Here is a 17,386-nt window from a genome sequence, read left to right as displayed (position 1 = left end):
TCATAAAAGGGTCACCGGATAATGCGGTGAGCCTGCTTGTTTATTTACCTGTCATACTCACATTTTCCCTTTTCACCAGACTGTTCGTTGTTGAGCGAAGCATCGCATTTTATCCAGTAATAGAGTGGCTGAAATTAACAAGGGAGAGATACTGAATGATCGCCGTTATTTTTGAAGCAGATGTGCATCCTCAGGCTGGAGAGCGATATCTTCAACTGGCCTCAGAGCTGAAGCTGTTGTTGGCAGAGATCCCTGGGTTTATTTCTATCGAACGATTTCAGAGCATTAATACGCCCGGGAAAATGCTGTCACTTTCATGGTGGGAGGATGAGGATGCAGTGCGCAGGTGGAAATGCAACGTCAGGCATCAGGCCGCACAACAGGAGGGTAAACAGTTGATTTTTTCATACTACAGAATACGTGTTGCCACTGTTTTGAAGGATTACGCCTCTGAATAAGGTTCTGCCAGCGTATATGACAGCTGACAGTCAACAATGTCTGCCTGTAGCAACAGGAGCCAGAACAGGCTCTGGCTCCTGTTGGTGGTGCGTCAGTAATATTAACGGCTTATCAAGGTCTGGAAAAAAGAAAACGAACGGTATCAGCGTAGTTCTGGACAAAAGCGTTAACGTTATCTGATTTTAATCCTTTCGGGTTAATCATATATTTACCCTTGATAAAGATAGCCGGTACACCTTTCAGGTCTACCGCTTTAGCCAACTCCTGTTGCTTCGCCGTTAATGATTTTACGGCAAAGCTATTCCATGCAGCATCATAGTCATTTGCACTGACACCAGCGCGGATAAATACATTGCGAATATCATCTGCTGTTTTAACAGTTTGTTTTTTCTGCACGGCATCAAACAGTAAAGGTTTTACTTTATCTTCCACGTTTAACAGCATAGCGACAGACCACGCGTGCGTCATCTCCGGCCCCAACGGACCTAAGAAATCAACGTGATAGTCAGTAAGTTTGACATCAGTAGGTAATGCTTTTTTCACATTATCAGTGACTTCCAGAACTTCATCGTATTGGTAGCATGAAGGGCAATAAAATGAAAAGAACTTAAGCGCAGCGGGCGCTGACGCAACTGGCTTTTCAAGTGAAATATATTCCTTGCCATCGGTAAATGTTGCTGCCTGAACGCTCACAGTAAAAATCAGGCCTAGAAGAGGAAGTAAGATTTTTTTCATTTCCATATACTCTAAATAACATTTAACAAACAATTGTTTTGATGATGAACATAATGTTCATGGCGGTAAGTTATAATACAATATTTATCCGAAAATGTGCTGGCCCTTACTTTCATTTACGCAGGCATATCTACTGGCATACTTGTCATTCAATTTCATGGCAGTGGTGAAATACTTGTAGGGACGCTTTGTGAATAGTAAATAATAAACCCCGTGATATTCTTAGCTTTGTTTTATTAGCGTCATTATTTTGCAATAATGAAATTAATTAACAATATTAATTATCATTTCTGGGCAGCGCGCTGGGGCGGAATGAGAATTGACCGGCCTCTGCCGACATAACTTTACAGGGTAAAGGTTGCCAAAACCTCGCCAGTGACTAAGATAACTCGCGTCAATCAGTGAGGGTATAATGGCGAAACGTCAACGGATGGGATGGTGGTTCCTCTGCCTGGCATGTGTTGTGGTGATGGTATGCACCGCGCAGCGCATGGCGGGTCTGCACGCGTTGCAGATGAACACCACGACCACTGCTGTTGTCGCGAGCGCCCAGGCCGATACCGATGAAGCTTCGCCCGTTACGCCTTGTGAGCTGAGCGCAAAATCATTGCTGGCTGCACCGCCAGTATTGTTTGAAGGCGCGATTCTGGTGCTATGTTTGCTCCTGTCGCTGTTGGCACCCGTGCGGGCATTTCGCCTACCTTTTTTCCCTCCGCGCGCTATCTCGCCGCCCACACTTAGGGTTCATCTCCGATTTTGTGTCTTCCGTGAATGACAGCGCAGCCGTTGCTGACTGTTAGATAATTATTCACGGAGAAAAACTATGATGACTGTTTTCAGGCAGGCACTGCTCTGTCTGTTATTGCTATGGCTGCCCGTATCCTGGGCGGCTGATATCGGCTGGCTGCGTTCACCCGATAACAATCACGCCTGTGTGCGGTTACGTGCCGATACAGCAGCTGACGGTGAAACCCGTCTGCTGCTCGATGTTAAACTGGAGGATGGCTGGAAAACCTACTGGCGATCGCCGGGTGAGGGAGGCGTTGCGCCTGCTATCGCCTGGAAAGAGGAAATGCCTGCGGTCGACTGGTTCTGGCCAACCCCTGCTCGTTTTGAGGTCGCCAATATCACCACCCAGGGATATCACGATAATGTCACCTTCCCGATGGTCGTACGTGGCACAACGCCAGCCACCCTTAACGGTGTATTGACCCTATCAACCTGCAGCAATGTCTGCCTGTTAACGGATTTTCCCTTTTCCGTGACGCCGAGCGTCCAGGCCCCGTCTTTTGCTCATGACTATGCGCAAGCGATGGGGCAGATACCGCTGGCCAGCGGGCTGACCGATGCGCTTAGTGCCGGGGCGCGAGCCGGAGATCTGGTGGTTGAGGCTCGTCGTGCGGGGGGCTGGTCTGCGCCAGGCCTGTACCTGGACACCGTTGATGATGCGGATTTTGGTATGCCGCAAATCCGCGTAGAGGGCGAAATACTACGGGCAACGGTTCCGGTTCATGACAGCTGGGGGGAAGGGGCGCCGAATCTTCGTGGTAAACAACTTACACTGGTTCTGGCTGATAACGGCGTTGCCCAGGAAAGTCGTCTTACGATTGGCGAAGCCCCGGTTATTGAAAACGCTTCACTCCCGCTGTGGCAAGTGGCGCTTATGGCGTTATTGGGCGGTTTGATTCTCAACCTGATGCCCTGCGTTTTACCGGTTCTGGGCATGAAGCTGGGCTCGATTTTACTGGTTGAGGAGAAAAGCCGTCTTCAGGTTCGCCGCCAGTTTCTGGCATCGGTGGCTGGGATCCTGGTCTCTTTTATGGCTCTCGCGCTGCTGATGACGGTGCTGCGCCTGACCAATCAGGCGCTTGGTTGGGGGATCCAGTTCCAGAGTCCGTGGTTTATCGGCTTTATGATGCTGGTGATGCTGACGTTCAGCGCCAGCCTGTTTGGGCTGTTTGAATTTCGCCTTCCTTCAGCAATGACCACCATACTGGCAACTCGCGGCGGTAACGGCTTGTCAGGGCATTTCTGGCAGGGCGCGTTTGCGACGTTGCTTGCCACGCCGTGCAGTGCGCCGTTCCTGGGGACGGCAGTGGCGGTGGCGTTGACCGCCTCGCTGCCGACGCTATGGGGGCTGTTCCTCGCGCTCGGGCTGGGGATGAGTTTGCCATGGTTGCTGGTGGCACTGCGTCCGGGTCTGGCGCTGCGTCTGCCGCGTCCGGGGCGTTGGATGAATATCTTGCGGCGTCTTCTTGGCGTGATGATGCTTGGCTCGGCTATTTGGCTGGCAACATTGCTGCTCCCGCACCTGGGGTTCGCAAGCCAAAGTACAGCCAAAGAGAGTGTGAACTGGCAACCGCTGAGCGAGCAGGCCATTGAAGATGCACTGGCTCAGCATAAGCGCGTAGTTGTAGATGTGACGGCTGACTGGTGTATTACCTGTAAAGTCAATAAATTCAATGTTCTACAAAAAGAAGATGTCCAGACTGCACTGCAACAACCCGATGTGGTGGCTCTGCGGGGTGACTGGACGCTGCCCTCTGAAGCGATCACCGAATTCCTGAAAAAACGCGGCCAGGTTGCTGTGCCGTTCAACCAAATTTATGGTCCCGGTTTGCCGCAAGGTCAGGCATTGCCGACGTTGTTAACCCGCGATGCGCTGCTGAATACACTGGCCGATGCCAAAGGAGTGAACCCATGAAAATGATGATTGTCCTGCTGCTAACCCTGTTTTCTGCCGTCAGCGTGGCGAAAGAACCTGCACCGTTTACCCCGGAACAGGAAAAGCAAATTGAAGCATTAATTCAGGAAGCCCTGTTTAACGATCCCAACAGCCCGCGGATTGGCGCAAAGCAGGCAAAACTGACCCTGATAAACTTCACCGATTACAACTGCCCATACTGCAAGCAATTGGATCCGATGCTGGAAAAAATTGTACAGAAATATCCTGATGTGGCGGTGGTGATTAAACCGCTGCCGTTTAAAGGGGAGAGTTCGATTCTGTCGGCGCGAACCGCGCTGACGACCTGGCGTGAGCATCCGCAGCAGTTTCTGGCGTTACATGAGAAACTGATGCAGAAGAAGGGCTACCACACGGCAGTGAGTATTAAACAGGCACAGGAGAAAGCCGCTGCCAGCCCTGTGACGCTGGATGCACAAAGTGAGGAGACGCTGAGCACCAACTTGCAACTGGCACGTCTGGTCGGTGTGCGAGGCACGCCTGCAACGATTATTGGCGATGAGCTGATCCCGGGTGCAGTACCGTGGGAAACACTGGAAGAGGTGGTCAAAGAAAAACTGGCGGCCGCAAATGGTCAGTAAACTGCGCCGCTGGCTGCGCGAAGGACTGATCTTACTGGTGTTATTCGCCGGGGCGATGTTGTTGATGGATGCCTGGCGAGCGCCCCAGCTTCCCGTAGCGTTTGACAGTACGCCTTTGCAGACGCTGGATGGTGAAAACGTTACGCTGGCCTCGCTCAGCAAAGAGGATCCAGTGCTGATCTATTTCTGGGCGAGCTGGTGCGGCGTGTGTCGGTTCACTACACCGGAAGTCGCCAGACTGTACTCAGAAGGCGAGAACGTGATAACCATTGCGCTGCGTTCTGGTAATGAGGCGGAGGTGACGCGCTGGCTGGCGCGTAAAGGCGTAGACTTTCCCGTCATCAACGATGCCGACGGGACCATCTCCCGCAGCTGGGACATCAGCGTCACGCCAACGCTGGTCGTGATGTCGCACGGTCGCGTGGTGTCGACAACCAGCGGCTGGACCAGTTACTGGGGAATGAAGCTACGCCTCTGGTGGGCAAAAAACGTCTGATTCTGATGCCGGGGAAACCCGGCATTTTTTTACGATAAAAAGGTAAGAAAAACATGTTGTTCTGATATTGGATCCTGAAATTATATACTAATAGTTATATATTTTTGATTTTTTCTGTAGTTGCAAATCCACAAAGGTAATGGCATATCTGATGGTGTTTTAAATATCTTATTTCTCGCAGGGATTAAAGAATAATGCGCAAGGGTAAAGTTATTGTTATATCAATGATGTTTTTTTGTATCCTTATTTTTATTGCTGCTATTGTCTGGTTTATGATGTATCAGGGGGAACTCGCTGAACCTACCGGTGAAGAGAAACATGCCGCTATTCTGCATGCTTCAGGCCTGTTGAAATCAGATGCGCAGGATAAAAAAACAATTAACAATTTGTATCAACGTTATATTTTAGCGCGTAAGGTTAATCTGGATTCCGGTGAATGGGTAGCTGATGACGTCCAGACGCAGGGATGTAAAAAACTCGCTCCGGAACATGATCCCGCGAAGATCCATCAGCGCTGTACGATTGCAGATGTATATCTTGTAAAAGATAAAAGCAATAAAATTCAACAAATTATACTCCCTGTTTTCGGTAAGGGCGCGAAGTCAATGATGTATGCCTTTCTGGCTCTTGACCCAGACGGACGTACGGTTAAAAACCTGTATTACTATCAGCAGCGGGAAACTCCTTTTTTGGGAGCCAGAGTGGAAGATGAGAGTTGGCGCAAGCAATGGCCGGGTAAAAAAGTGGTTGATAATAACTGGATGCCAGCACTAAGAATAACTCAGGAGAAACCACAGAATATCGATGAATATACAGTAGATGGTATTTCTGGTGCGACCCTGACATCGAATGGGGTTGAGAGAAGCATCAACTACTGGACAGGCGAACAGGGTTACGGCCGTTTTTTACAACGGATTACTCGTGGTCCTGATATAATAGTTCCCTGATCGCTTTTGTTTTAAATAACGTTTATCTTCATACTCATTGCCGGCCTCATTTGCGTCAGTGAGTATGGGGCAACTCAATTCCATATCACCGATAAATTCTCCTGTATTGACGGCATCATTAATAAATCCCGAATGTCTCAATTTCGTATTCATCACATTTTCATGAGATAAATTTACATAACTTGTTACCTATTGACATTTTTATGATCCAGGTCATGTACAACGCAAGCCAAAATCGATAATGATAATAATTATCATTTGTATTTTACGGGATGCGTACCGTGCGTAAGTTCTGTGTTTTCCTGCTGACCACTTTGTGTAGCTTGCTTGTAAGCCTTCATGTATGGGCCGCAACAAACTATGCTCCGTTAATTGAGGATATTGAACAACGTCTTGATAAAACAGCAGAACTTTACTCTCAGCAACAAACTGATGAAGCGCGGCGAACGGTGCAAATGGCTTACTTTGAGGTATTTGAAAACCTTGAAGGTCCTATTCGAATCAACATTTCCGCCAGCAAAAGTTATGAGATGGAAAGCGCTTTTGGTGAGATTCGTCGCATGATTGGCGAAAAAAAATCGCTCTCTGACGTGCAGTCTAAAATCGACTGGCTCAAAGCCTCGCTGCGCGAAGTTGAACCTGTGTTAGATGGCGGACATCGCCTGGTTGCCGAAGAGCAGCACAATGCGTTTTCCAGGACAGATATCGCCGTACACTGGCAAGAAAGTTTTCGCGTTATCGACGATTTGTTGGCTCAGGCAGTAAATAACTATCAGGCCGGGAATTTAAGCGTAGCCAGCCAGAACGTTCAACAAGCGCACTATCAGGGTTTTAAAAACTCAGAGATGGAAATGTCGGTCAGACAGAATCGATCGGCAAAAGACGCTGCTGCGATTAACCAGCAATTTTCTGCGTTGATTGCGCTCACCGCAGAGCCGGATCGCCTTAATGATGTCTCTTATCAGGTCACGACGTTGTTACAGGATATTGAGGATCTTCTGCCTGGTCTGCCTACTACCCGTGACGAACAGCAGGTTACGGCGGTGCAAAACACGGGGAATACGCCCACGGCACAGGATGATATAGCCCGCGCAGACTGGGCTGCCGTCTCGTTGGGTATCCATCAAAGTATTCAGAAAGCGATTGCCCGTTACCAGGAGGGCGATGCGAAGAATGCCATTCTGGATGTGCAAGACAGTTATTTTGACCGCTTTGAAGCTAGCGGTATGGAAAACAAAATCGGTTCTCGCGATTCGGCATTTAAAACCTCGCTGGAGGCTTACTTCACGCGTCTGGTTAGTCTGATGAAAGCGGGTCAGCCAGTGGAAAGACTCAACGCTGAAGCCAGCGCACTGGAACAGGATTTACAAAAAGCAGTGGTGATGTTGGGGGAAGGAGAAGAAACCCAGTGGAGCCTGCTGCTCTACAGCCTGATGATTATCGTGCGCGAAGGACTGGAGGCCCTGCTTATTGTGGCGGCCATCGTGGCTTATATGGTGAAAAACAATCACCAGGATAAGCTTCCGTTAATTCGCCAGTCGGTGATTGTCGCGTTAATCGCAAGCGTTATTACCGCTGTGATATTCCAACTCCTGTTCACGAATTCCGGCGCCAGCCGAGAACTGCTGGAAGGCGTAACGATGCTGATTGCCGTCGTCATGCTGTTCTTCATGAGCTACTGGTTACTGTCTAAAGTCGAGGCTCGCCACTGGAAAGCATGGCTGGAAGGGAAACTGTCCCACTCACTTTCCCGTGGTTCACTGGTTGGACTGTGGCTTACCAGCTTCCTGGCGGTTTACCGCGAAGGGGCGGAGACCGTGCTGTTTTACTACGCCCTGATCGGGGATGCGAATGATATTTCTGGGCATATGGCGATTGCGGCAGGTTTTGTTATCGGCTGTGTTGTTCTGCTGGTCGCCTGGCTCATCATGCGCTACTCGGTTGTACGCCTGCCTTTGAAGCCGTTCTTTATGTTTACCGGCAGTTTTATGTACCTGATGGCCTTTGTATTTGCGGGCAAAGGGGTTCTGGAACTGGTGGAAGGTAAGCTGTTCCAGCCAACGTTGATTAACGGCTTCCCTGAAATCAGTTGGTTGGGAATTTATCCCTACGTGGAAACGTTATTACCGCAGGCCATATTGCTACTTGCGGCGCTGGTGGCGCTGTGGGTGATGCGGCGGAAAAGCACTGTTCCTGGGGAAACGATAAAAACTAATCTATAGATGTTATTTGAGACGAGAGGATATGTCTGATGACCATGAAGAAAACCCTGATTGCCAGTGCAGTGATGGCCGGTATTTTCACTGCTCCGGCAGCGTTTGCCTTTAAGGAGTATCCGGCAGGCGAGCCTGTCACCATGAATGAGATGGAACTGGCCGCTGTGTACCTGCAGCCAATCGATATGGAACCGCGTGGCATGGGATTACCGGCAGCAAAAGCCGATATTCACCTTGAGGCGGATATTCATGCCGTGGAAGGCAGTAAAAATGGTTTTGGCGCAGGCGAATGGATCCCTTATCTGACTATCAGTTACACCTTGATTAACAGTGATACGGGTGAAAAACAAGAAGGTACGTTCATGCCGATGGTTGCCAGCGATGGCCCTCATTACGGTGCGAACATCAAAATGATGGGGGTGGGTAACTATAAAGTGACCTATCACATCGAACCGCCGTCAAAAGCAGGTATGCACCGTCATACAGACAGTGAGACCGGCGTTGGTCGCTGGTGGAAACCATTTGATGTGAGTTATGAATTTAAATACGTCGGCCTGAACTAAGCGCTTTTCCATCAGGCTGCTTGATTTGCCATTTTGGACCGGGCAGTGCTCACAATCTTACGTACGAAGTGTACCCACGATTTGTTTTGCGCTGCTCATGTCTTAACTGACCGCGAACTTATCCCCCTGATGGGCAGGCTCTAAATTATCGATGTACCTGGATAGTTACATCATTCAATCCGCCGTACAGAGTCGATGTTATGAGTTATTTTTTTGTCACGACGCTACAGGTTTTTTTCTGCATTGCGCTGCTCTCCGGGGTTCTCTGGAGTCGCATCGATCCCCCTTCATTGCGCCCACTCGTCTGGACCTTATTCACAGGCTTAATCCTTGGCGTGCTGGTGGGACTTACCCTCCGCGGCTCGCAGCCAGTGCAATTGTTGCTGGTTGGCACAGAAGTGATGATTACGCTGCTGTTTGTGTTGAGCTTCTGGTGGGTATCAAAGCGCATTCGCTACCTGTGGCAAGGGATTTTGGTGTTTGGCGCAGCCCGACATTGGGCTTTGGATCCCAATCTCGGCGGATTAACCAGCACCCATGTGCTAAATACCGATCTGCTGTTGAATCTGACGGCAATGCTATTGGCATTTGCGATCCTCTGCCTGGCGGGGGTACTGAGCGCCATGCTGTTGCGTCGTATTCGTGGACTCTACTGGCCGTTGACGCTGATTCTGATGGTCATGATTTGGCTGCCATTAAGCGGTAATTTGTTGCTGCTGTTAATGAAACTGCAGGTGCTACCGCTGGCGAAATCGCTATTGAGTTTCGTGGCCAAAGTGACAAACAACGCGGCGATGTATAACTGGTTGGGGGCCGCCTTATTACTTGCTCTGGCACTGTGCTGGGTACCGGCGTTGTTACACGCGATCCGCCAGACGCGTAAAGCCGATGAGCCGATTGCTTATCGACTGGCGCTGGCGCATCGTCGAAATGCATTTCGTCTTTGGCTGGTCACGTTAGGTTGTGCGGTGGTGGTGATCGCCGGGCAACTGTGGTGGGAAAAAGTCGCCTCTCAACCGCCGCAGTTGTCAGAAGCCATTCCGGTACAACTTGCCAGTGATGGCATGGTTCATCTGCCAATAGAACGACTCCGTGATGGCAAGCTGCACCGCTTTGTTTGGGTGGCCGATGATGGTAAAGCGGTACGTTTTTTCGTGATTAACCGCTATCCCGACAAGTTGCGTTTGGGGGTGGTTTTTGATGCCTGTCTACTGTGTGGCGATCAGGGTTACGTGATGGAAGGTAATCAGGTTATCTGCGTGGCATGCGGGGTACACATTTTCATTCCTTCGATTGGTAAACCTGGTGGTTGCAATCCGGTGCCAATTGAAAACTGGCGTAATGATGAGAAAGAGCTGGTGATCCCAGGTAAAGAGCTGGCTGCTGGCGTGAATTACTTCTCGACGGTCATGACCATCAAGGTGACCGACCCGGTTGATGGTTCCACATTGACCAATACTTCTGCTGACTACAAATACAGCTATGGTGGCAAAACCTGGTTTTTCTCGTCCGAGGCCAATTACGATCGCTTCCGTAAAACTCCGGAACAGTTCGTCCCTGCTGAATTGAGGGAGGAGTAACAAAATGCTGTGGAGAATGTTACGACAATCCTGGGGGCGTAATCTCCGACGCAAGGGGCTGGCTATTATGACCGTCTTTCTTGCGTCCAGCCTTATCTCCGCCCTGCTGGCGGTGTCGATTGATATTGGCGATAAAATGTCCAGAGAATTGAAGTCCTATGGTGCCAATATTTTGATTGAACCTGCCGGACAGGCGGCGCTGCCTGCACTTTTCAGTGAAAACAGTAATCCACTATCAGGACAGGATTTCCTTGATGAAGCGGAACTCCCCAACATTAAGGATATCTTCTGGCGCAACAACATTGTCGGCTTTGCCCCTATGCTTGGCGGTGATGTCGACGTTAACGGCAAAGAAGTACGTATTCTCGGCACCTTCTTCAGCCAACCGGTAGATATTCCAGATGAAGAAGGGTTTGAGACGGGGCAAAAAACGGTAAGCCCGTTCTGGCAAGTGACAGGCCACTGGCCGCAAGAGCCTGCTGGTGATGCTCCTCAAACACTGGTAGGGCATGCGTTGGCGCGACAAACGGGCTGGAAGCCAGGCGATCAACTGGTGATCCGTACCAGCAATACAACGTTGAATGTGACCGTCAGCGGCATCCTCTCCAGCGGCGGGGATGAGGATAACCAACTGGTTATGCCGTTGAGCACGGCGCAAACGTTGCTGGGTTTACCCGGCAAAGTGCAGGCCATTCGTGTCTCGGCGCTGACGGTGCCGGAAAATGAGTTGTCGCGTCGGGCGCGTGAAAATCTCGATGCACTGAATGCTGAAGAGTACGACCTTTGGTACTGCACGGCCTATGTCTCGTCCATTGCTCATCAACTGGAGGAGGCTATTTCCGGTGCAGAAGTTCGCCCTGTGTGGCAGGTTGCTGCATCTGAGGGGGTTGTAATCGATAAAATTCAGTTGCTGATGGCCGTCGTGACCGTCGCAGCACTGGCAGCTTCGGCTATGGGAATCGCGTCACTGATGACCAGCACCATTATGGAGCGCGCTAAAGAGATCGGCCTGATGAAGGCGCTTGGCGCGCATCAGTGGCAAATCATGCTGTTGTTCTATCTTGAAGCCGCGTCCAGTGGACTGGCCGGTGGGGCATTGGGATGTGTTGCTGGATGGGGAATGGCGAAAGCGATTGGCCTGATGCTATTTGATGCGCCATTGAATTTTGCCTGGATTGTGGTGCCATGTGTATTGGTTATTGCGGTCCTGATTGCCCTGATTGGCACCTGGTTCCCGGCCCGCCGTATTGCCCGCCTGTATCCTGTGGAGGTGCTGTATGGCCGCTAAACGTACCATGCTCTGGTTGCTGGTATGGCGGGCGCTGCGTCTGCGTTTTCAGCGAGTTAGCGTAGTATTTGCCGCATTGATGGTCGGGGCGACCATTGTGACCGCGCTATCTGCGGTGTGGTTCGACATCAATACCAAAATGAGTGAAGAATTGCGGACCTTTGGCGCAAATTTCTACATCGGGCCAGGCCATGGCTCCAGCATGCCGCAGCAAGCGTTGCAGACTATTTTAGATCAGGCACCGCAAGGCCTGGTTCACGGAGCCAGTCCTTGGCTTTACGGTATGGCGCGTACCGAGCTGGAGAAGGTGGTGATTGTCGGCGTGTGGTTTGAATCCTTGCAAAAGCTGGTACCGTACTGGCAGGTTCAGGGGAGTTGGATTGGTGTTAGCTTTGACGATCGCAATGCGATGATTGGCGTCAAATTGGCTGAGCGTCTTAACGTCCAACCGGGCGATAACATCATCCTGGTGGATCACAATCAGCGCAAAAACTTACAGATAAAAGGCATTGTTGAAGCCGGTGATGCGACAGATAACATGCTAATTGTGAGTATTGATGTGGCGCAGGCGTGGTTGCATCAGCCCGATAAAATCAGCCATGGGCTGCTGAGTGTCAGTAACGATGTCGGTCAGGTGGAAAACTATGCCAGCCGATTGCAGGCTCAATACCCGGATCTGGAGATCCGTCCTATACGGAAAGTCTCCGCATCAGAAGGACAGGTACTGGATAAAATAAAAGGGTTAATGGGGCTGGTATCGGTTGTGATCCTTGCGCTGTCATCTTTGTGCGTGAATACCACGTTGATGGCCATTGTGGGTGAGCGGGCCAGGGAATTTGCGCTGCAAAAAGCGTTGGGGGCCAGCAACGGTGATATTGTCCGGCAAATTCTCCTTGAAACCTGCATTATCGCGCTGGCTGCAGTGGTTTGTGGGTGGATCTTAGGGTACATGTTGGCCCAACTACTGGGACTGACCGTATTCAATGCCGCAATAGCGCTACGCTGGCCAGTGCTGCCCATCACCCTGACATTATCTTTACTGGTCGCCATTCTGGCGGCGATTGTTCCGGTCCGTCGCGCGGTTAGCGTCGAACCCGCAAAAGTGTTGAAAGGAGAGTAACGCAATGTCCGTTGTGCAGACCCCGTCAATGGCGATTGAAACCCGCCATTTATATAAACGGTTCGGCGATGTTACCGCCTTAGATGACATTAACCTGCAAATAGTGCAGGGGGAGTTTGTCGCGATTATGGGCGCTTCTGGTTCGGGTAAAACGACACTGATGAATATTCTGACCTGCCTGGACACCGCGACAGAAGGTCAGGTGTTTTTAGATGGGATTGATGCTGCCGCACTGGATGAAGAGGGGCGTCGCCGTTTTCGTGCTGAGAAAATAGGGTTGGTATTCCAGCAGTTTCATCTGATCCCGTTTTTAACCGCGCTGGAGAATATCATGCTGGCGCAACACTACCATAGCGTGGTAGATGAAGCGGCGGCCAGGAAGGTTCTGGAACAAGTCGGTCTTGGGCATCGAGTGACGCACCTGCCGAGTCAACTTTCTGGGGGAGAGCAGCAACGGGTGTGCATTGCCCGGGCGCTGGTCAATGAGCCGCCGGTGATTTTTGCCGATGAACCTACGGGTAACCTTGACGAAGAGAATGAACAGCGGGTGTTGGATCTACTCACTGACCTGCATCGGCAGGGGCGCACGATTGTGATGGTGACGCATAATCCGGCGCTTGGGTTATTTGCCGATCGTATTATCCGTTTGCAGCATGGCAAATATCAGGGTGAGGAGGCGAATCAACATGCGCTGGATTAACGTATTAACTTTCGCCATTTTGGTTCTGATTAGTGGATGTAAAGAAGAGAAGTTGGTGGTTGGGCAGCAAGCCCCGGCGCTGGCAACATTCGACCTGCAGGGGGGAGAAGCAGGGCTTGAACGCTGGCGTGGAAAGGCTGTTTATCTAAACTTTTGGTCGGCGGGATGCGGTGGCTGTCTTGCAGAAATGGACGCGCTGGAAGCGCTAAGTAAAAAGTGGGGCGATAACGTTGTGGTCGTGGCCGTGAATACCGATCCGGCGACGGTTGACATAGATAACTTACTGGCGAAACATCAGGTTTCTTACCCGGTACTCCGCGATCAGCTTAAGATTTCCCAGGAGCGCTATCAGGTCATCGGCACGCCAACCTCTGTGTTAATTGACAGGGACGGTCGTGTACTGGAATTACACCAGGGGATGCGGAAACCGCCTGAGTTAGATGCAACGTTTGCGCGACTGGCCGCCCGATGAACGCGATACAAAGAGAAACACTATATGGCATTCAGGTGGAATAAAGAGAGTCTGGCCGTCCTGCGTGAAAACGCAGGCGTTCTCACGACGGAGCAGATTGCGGGGATGCTTCGCACTAATATTACGGTTGTGCGCAATATGGCGTATCGACTGAAACTCAGCCTGCGGGTATCCGCCTACAATCAAAAACGTATTGAGCAGGTACAAACTCTCTATACGTCTTCTGAACCACTAAATCTGAAAGAGATTGCTGCAAAAACTGGACTGACATTCAGTACGGTGCAATACATTGTGTATGTGAAATTAAAAAGTAAACCCTATACCAAACGGGAATACGTTTCCTTTGAAACTGATGATGCGGTTCATTATCGGATACAACGAGAGTTCATTGATACTGAGCGTTCCCTTTTACACAACATCCCAGATAACACGCGCTTTCATCAATTGTATCTGACAGACGGAACCTTATATTGTGCACGTAATATCCGCAGCGAAGTGATTATCTGCGAATAATTGGATGGCATATTTCGTCACCCGACGAAGCAAGTATTCATAGTCGCGTTTAACCTGGCTTATCTTTTTTTGTGGGAAAATAAAGAATGGCCAATGTATACGCATTTGAATCCTCCCTGGTGATGATGATTACCGTCACGTTTGTCCTCGCCGGGATGGTGAAAGGTGTCACCGGTATGGGGCTGCCCACCGTGGCGATGGGGATCCTCGGATCGCTTATTTCACCGGTTGCGGCGGCGGCCATGCTGCTGTTGCCTTCGCTGATCAGTAATCTGTTTCAGTTTGGCGGTGGCGGAAATACGCGTCAATTGCTCAAACGGCTGTGGCCTATGCTGCTGGCGGTGGTGATTGCCACTTTGCTTGCCAGTGTCTGGATCACCGGGGGCGACACAACCCGGACCCAGTTTGCGCTTGGCATGGCACTGGTTGCCTATGCCCTCTGGACGCTGGCGGGAAAGAAAATTGCGGTGGCCCCGCAGCGTGAAAAACCCTTTTCCCTTGTCATTGGATTCGTGACCGGTTTATTGACGGGGGGAACGGGGGTATTTGTCATGCCCGCCGTGCCATGGATCCAGTCTTTGGGCTTTGAAAAGGATGAACTGGTACAGGCGCTTGGGATCTCTTTTACGTTTTCGACACTGGCGTTAGCACTGGGCTTGTGGTGGCACAACGCGCTGCCCGTACAATCCCTAAGTTTGTCGGCTTTGGCCATTGTTCCTGCACTTATTGGCCAGTGGATAGGAACCCGTGTTCGAAGAGTTATTTCTCCGCTCGTGTTTAAACGCTGTTTTCTGTTTTGTCTGATCGGGCTTGGCGTAGAGATGATGCTGCGAGCGGCGTGACCTGTGCAGTGACTTTAGGGCGCTCTCATGGCATCGTTCATTCAGCTATTTAGGGTCAAAGGGGGCGTTATGGCATCAGTGGTGTTAAATGAAGAAGAGGACGATCTGGAGTCGAGAATGGCGCTTACTGCGGCGGCAATGGCCGATAAGTCGCGCTCGCGTATGCTGTGCGCCCTGATGGATGGGCGCGCCTGGACTGCAACCGAACTTAGCGCTGTGGCGGATGTGTCTGCGTCGACCGCCAGCGCGCATCTGGCGCGTCTGTGCGAACAACGCTTTGTTGTGGCGCTTGCGCAGGGCAGGCATCGTTATTTTCGCCTTGCGAGTCCCGATATCGCCGAACTGCTGGAGCGCCTGATGGGCGTGGCGTGGAGCACATCCGTACCACGAAAAATTACTACGCCGCTAAGCTTGCGGCATGCCCGAACTTGCTACGATCATCTGGCTGGAGAGGTGGCGGTAAGGCTGTTCGATACGCTGGTTTCCCGCCAGTGGTTAACGCCGGATGGCGAAACGCTGACGTTACTTGGACAGGAAAAGCTGGCGCTGATGGGGATTGTCCTCACTGCTGGCTCATCCCGGCGGAAATTAACCTGTGGTTGTCTGGACTGGAGCGAACGACGTTATCATCCCGGCGGCGTGCTTGGCGCATCGCTGCTGCGCTGGTTGATTGAAAAGCAATGGATAAAAACGCAGACAGGCAGCCGCCACGTTACCTTTACCCCACTTGGTGTGCGCAAACTTCAGACGGAGTTTGGCATCCAAACGACACGGTAGATGCCCCATTTTTGCGAAAGCGTTCCCGGAAAAATGTCATATATCTGTCACACTCTGTGGTGATTGATAACAACAAGAGGTCGTAGGGATGAATAAATCGTTAATCGCCGCCGCTGTGGCAGGGGCTGTATTACTGTCCACCGCCGCGCAGGCGCAGACCGCGCCGGAAGGCTATCAGCTTCAACAAGTATTGATGATGAGTCGGCATAACTTACGCGCACCTTTAGCCAATAACGGCAGCGTTCTTGAGCAGTCTACTCCCAAACAATGGCCAGAATGGGATGTCCCCGGCGGACAACTCACCACCAAAGGCGGTGTGCTGGAAATCTATATGGGTCACTATATGCGAGAGTGGCTGGCAGAGCAGGGGATGGTGAAATCGGGCGAATGTCCGGCACCGGATACGGTTTATACCTATGCTAACAGCCTGCAGCGCACTGTTGCTACGGCGCAGTTTTTTGTCACTGGTGCTTTCCCTGGTTGCGATGTTCCGGTCCATCATCAGGAAAAAATGGGCACCATGGATCCCACCTTTAATCCGGTGATCACCGATGATTCCGCCGCCTTCAGCCAGCAGGCCGTACAGGCCATGGAGAAAGAGCGTAGCAAAATGCAGCTCAAAGACAGCTATCAGTTGCTTGAGCAAATGACCGACTACAAAGACTCTCCATCCTGTAAAGAAAAACAGCAGTGTTCTCTGACCGATGCCAAAGACACATTCAGTGCTAAGTATCAGCAGGAGCCAGGTGTGTCGGGGCCGCTGAAGGTGGGGAATTCGCTGGTTGATGCCTTCACCTTGCAATATTACGAAGGCTTCCCGATGGACAAGGTTGCCTGGGGCGAGATTAAATCCGATCAACAATGGAAGGTGCTGTCGAAGCTGAAAAACGGCTATCAGGACAGTCTGTTCACCTCCCCGGAAGTGGCGCAGAACGTCGCCAAACCGCTGGTGAAATATATTGATAATGCGCTGGTTACTGAACGCGCGAAAGCACCGAAAATAACTGTGCTGGTGGGACATGACTCAAACATCGCTTCGCTGCTTACCGCGCTGGATTTCAAACCATACCAGCTTCACGATCAGAACGAGCGTACGCCGATTGGCGGGAAGATTGTCTTCCAGCGCTGGCATGACAGCAACGCAAATCGTGATCTGATGAAAATCGAGTATGTGTATCAGAGCTCGCAGCAGTTGCGTAATGCAGACGTTCTGACGCTGAAATCCCCGGCGCAGCGCGTAACGCTTGAGCTGAAAGGATGTCCGATAGATGCGGATGGTTTTTGCCCGATAGATAAGTTCGACAGCGTGCTGAATGAGGCGGCGAAGTAAAAGAAAAACTCCCCCGTGTTCGCG

18 protein-coding genes are annotated in these 17,386 nt (G+C 51.0%); 17 read left to right on the top strand and 1 reads right to left on the bottom strand.

Features of this window, described 5'->3' with window-relative positions; all coding sequences use genetic code 11:
* The first annotated feature begins 155 nt into the window (after positions 1-155).
* On the top strand, positions 156-458 hold the full coding sequence (locus SK32_RS08245) for an antibiotic biosynthesis monooxygenase family protein (protein ID WP_048212098.1): 303 nt from the start codon (positions 156-158) through the stop codon (positions 456-458).
* Between the two features lie 112 nt (positions 459-570).
* On the opposite strand, the gene dsbA is transcribed toward SK32_RS08245, so the two are convergent.
* The gene (dsbA, locus tag SK32_RS08240) at positions 571-1,194 is read right to left on the bottom strand and encodes a thiol:disulfide interchange protein DsbA (RefSeq protein WP_048212097.1); all 624 of its coding nucleotides are present in this window, start codon (positions 1,192-1,194) and stop codon (positions 571-573) included.
* A 412-nt stretch (positions 1,195-1,606) separates the two neighbouring features.
* Here dsbA and SK32_RS08235 point away from each other — a divergent pair, with 412 nt between their 5' ends.
* The 16 genes from SK32_RS08235 to agp all read left to right on the top strand — a co-directional run bounded on the left by SK32_RS08235 (position 1,607) and on the right by agp (position 17,362).
* On the top strand, positions 1,607-1,969 hold the full coding sequence (locus SK32_RS08235) for a hypothetical protein (protein ID WP_048212096.1): 363 nt from the start codon (positions 1,607-1,609) through the stop codon (positions 1,967-1,969).
* Between the two features lie 48 nt (positions 1,970-2,017).
* Positions 2,018-3,898, top strand: a complete 1,881-nt coding sequence (locus SK32_RS08230; protein ID WP_048212095.1) for a protein-disulfide reductase DsbD family protein — start codon at positions 2,018-2,020, stop codon at positions 3,896-3,898.
* Positions 3,895-4,518 (top strand): DsbA family protein, encoded by a 624-nt coding sequence (locus SK32_RS08225; RefSeq protein WP_048212094.1) that lies wholly within the window; start codon positions 3,895-3,897, stop codon positions 4,516-4,518. Before SK32_RS08230 ends, SK32_RS08225 begins: the two co-directional genes overlap by 4 nt.
* Entirely contained in the window at positions 4,508-5,014 is a 507-nt protein-coding gene (locus tag SK32_RS08220; protein ID WP_048212093.1) for a protein disulfide oxidoreductase, read from the top strand. The genes SK32_RS08225 and SK32_RS08220 overlap by 11 nt, the downstream gene beginning before the upstream one ends.
* Before the next feature lie 194 nt (positions 5,015-5,208).
* Positions 5,209-5,961 carry an NADH:ubiquinone reductase (Na(+)-transporting) subunit C gene (nqrC, locus tag SK32_RS08215; RefSeq protein WP_048212092.1) on the top strand — a complete coding sequence of 251 codons (753 nt, stop codon included), beginning with the start codon at positions 5,209-5,211 and terminating at the stop codon, positions 5,959-5,961.
* 272 nt (positions 5,962-6,233) lie between these two features.
* On the top strand, positions 6,234-8,183 hold the full coding sequence (locus tag SK32_RS08210) for an FTR1 family iron permease (RefSeq protein ID WP_048212091.1): 1,950 nt from the start codon (positions 6,234-6,236) through the stop codon (positions 8,181-8,183).
* A gap of 29 nt (positions 8,184-8,212) precedes the next feature.
* Positions 8,213-8,740, top strand: coding sequence for an iron transporter (locus tag SK32_RS08205; RefSeq protein WP_003035987.1), 528 nt, complete (start codon positions 8,213-8,215; stop codon positions 8,738-8,740).
* Between the two features lie 200 nt (positions 8,741-8,940).
* Positions 8,941-10,320, top strand: coding sequence for a Fe-S-containing protein (locus tag SK32_RS08200; RefSeq protein ID WP_048212090.1), 1,380 nt, complete (start codon positions 8,941-8,943; stop codon positions 10,318-10,320).
* A gap of 4 nt (positions 10,321-10,324) precedes the next feature.
* Positions 10,325-11,608 carry an ABC transporter permease gene (locus SK32_RS08195; protein WP_048212089.1) on the top strand — a complete coding sequence of 428 codons (1,284 nt, stop codon included), beginning with the start codon at positions 10,325-10,327 and terminating at the stop codon, positions 11,606-11,608.
* Entirely contained in the window at positions 11,598-12,728 is a 1,131-nt protein-coding gene (locus SK32_RS08190; RefSeq protein WP_048212088.1) for an ABC transporter permease, read from the top strand. Before SK32_RS08195 ends, SK32_RS08190 begins: the two co-directional genes overlap by 11 nt.
* A gap of 4 nt (positions 12,729-12,732) precedes the next feature.
* Positions 12,733-13,428, top strand: coding sequence for an ABC transporter ATP-binding protein (locus tag SK32_RS08185; protein ID WP_048212087.1), 696 nt, complete (start codon positions 12,733-12,735; stop codon positions 13,426-13,428).
* Entirely contained in the window at positions 13,415-13,900 is a 486-nt protein-coding gene (locus tag SK32_RS08180; protein ID WP_048212086.1) for a TlpA family protein disulfide reductase, read from the top strand. The genes SK32_RS08185 and SK32_RS08180 overlap by 14 nt, the downstream gene beginning before the upstream one ends.
* Positions 13,901-13,924: 24 nt before the next feature.
* Positions 13,925-14,413, top strand: coding sequence for a hypothetical protein (locus SK32_RS08175; RefSeq protein ID WP_005122128.1), 489 nt, complete (start codon positions 13,925-13,927; stop codon positions 14,411-14,413).
* 86 nt (positions 14,414-14,499) lie between these two features.
* On the top strand, positions 14,500-15,255 hold the full coding sequence (locus SK32_RS08170; RefSeq protein WP_048212085.1) for a sulfite exporter TauE/SafE family protein: 756 nt from the start codon (positions 14,500-14,502) through the stop codon (positions 15,253-15,255).
* Positions 15,256-15,324: 69 nt separating this feature from the next.
* On the top strand, positions 15,325-16,032 hold the full coding sequence (locus SK32_RS08165; protein ID WP_048212084.1) for an ArsR/SmtB family transcription factor: 708 nt from the start codon (positions 15,325-15,327) through the stop codon (positions 16,030-16,032).
* Positions 16,033-16,120: 88 nt separating this feature from the next.
* Positions 16,121-17,362 (top strand): bifunctional glucose-1-phosphatase/inositol phosphatase, encoded by a 1,242-nt coding sequence (agp, locus tag SK32_RS08160; protein WP_048212083.1) that lies wholly within the window; start codon positions 16,121-16,123, stop codon positions 17,360-17,362.
* Positions 17,363-17,386 lie beyond the last annotated feature (24 nt).

Origin of the sequence: Citrobacter sp. MGH100, from assembly GCF_001034465.1 — a bacterium.
In the GTDB taxonomy this organism is placed as follows: domain Bacteria; phylum Pseudomonadota; class Gammaproteobacteria; order Enterobacterales; family Enterobacteriaceae; genus Citrobacter; species Citrobacter youngae.
Note: the sequence above shows the minus strand (reverse complement) of the source record. Positions and strands in the feature narration are given on the sequence as shown.

Excerpts from the sequence above, each read along its gene's own strand:
- SK32_RS08210 (WP_048212091.1), top strand. The coding sequence starts at position 6,234 with ATGCGTACCGTGCGTAAGTTCTGTGTTTTCCTGCTGACCACTTTGTGT.
- dsbA (WP_048212097.1), bottom strand. The coding sequence starts at position 1,194 with ATGAAAAAAATCTTACTTCCTCTTCTAGGCCTGATTTTTACTGTGAGC.
- SK32_RS08200 (WP_048212090.1), top strand. The coding sequence starts at position 8,941 with ATGAGTTATTTTTTTGTCACGACGCTACAGGTTTTTTTCTGCATTGCG.
- nqrC (WP_048212092.1), top strand. The coding sequence starts at position 5,209 with ATGCGCAAGGGTAAAGTTATTGTTATATCAATGATGTTTTTTTGTATC.
- SK32_RS08170 (WP_048212085.1), top strand. The coding sequence starts at position 14,500 with ATGGCCAATGTATACGCATTTGAATCCTCCCTGGTGATGATGATTACC.
- SK32_RS08220 (WP_048212093.1), top strand. The coding sequence starts at position 4,508 with ATGGTCAGTAAACTGCGCCGCTGGCTGCGCGAAGGACTGATCTTACTG.
- SK32_RS08165 (WP_048212084.1), top strand. The coding sequence starts at position 15,325 with ATGGCATCAGTGGTGTTAAATGAAGAAGAGGACGATCTGGAGTCGAGA.
- SK32_RS08175 (WP_005122128.1), top strand. The coding sequence starts at position 13,925 with ATGGCATTCAGGTGGAATAAAGAGAGTCTGGCCGTCCTGCGTGAAAAC.
- SK32_RS08245 (WP_048212098.1), top strand. The coding sequence starts at position 156 with ATGATCGCCGTTATTTTTGAAGCAGATGTGCATCCTCAGGCTGGAGAG.
- SK32_RS08235 (WP_048212096.1), top strand. The coding sequence starts at position 1,607 with ATGGCGAAACGTCAACGGATGGGATGGTGGTTCCTCTGCCTGGCATGT.
- SK32_RS08190 (WP_048212088.1), top strand. The coding sequence starts at position 11,598 with ATGGCCGCTAAACGTACCATGCTCTGGTTGCTGGTATGGCGGGCGCTG.
- SK32_RS08225 (WP_048212094.1), top strand. The coding sequence starts at position 3,895 with ATGAAAATGATGATTGTCCTGCTGCTAACCCTGTTTTCTGCCGTCAGC.
- SK32_RS08185 (WP_048212087.1), top strand. The coding sequence starts at position 12,733 with ATGTCCGTTGTGCAGACCCCGTCAATGGCGATTGAAACCCGCCATTTA.
- SK32_RS08205 (WP_003035987.1), top strand. The coding sequence starts at position 8,213 with ATGACCATGAAGAAAACCCTGATTGCCAGTGCAGTGATGGCCGGTATT.
- SK32_RS08180 (WP_048212086.1), top strand. The coding sequence starts at position 13,415 with ATGCGCTGGATTAACGTATTAACTTTCGCCATTTTGGTTCTGATTAGT.
- SK32_RS08230 (WP_048212095.1), top strand. The coding sequence starts at position 2,018 with ATGATGACTGTTTTCAGGCAGGCACTGCTCTGTCTGTTATTGCTATGG.
- SK32_RS08195 (WP_048212089.1), top strand. The coding sequence starts at position 10,325 with ATGCTGTGGAGAATGTTACGACAATCCTGGGGGCGTAATCTCCGACGC.
- agp (WP_048212083.1), top strand. The coding sequence starts at position 16,121 with ATGAATAAATCGTTAATCGCCGCCGCTGTGGCAGGGGCTGTATTACTG.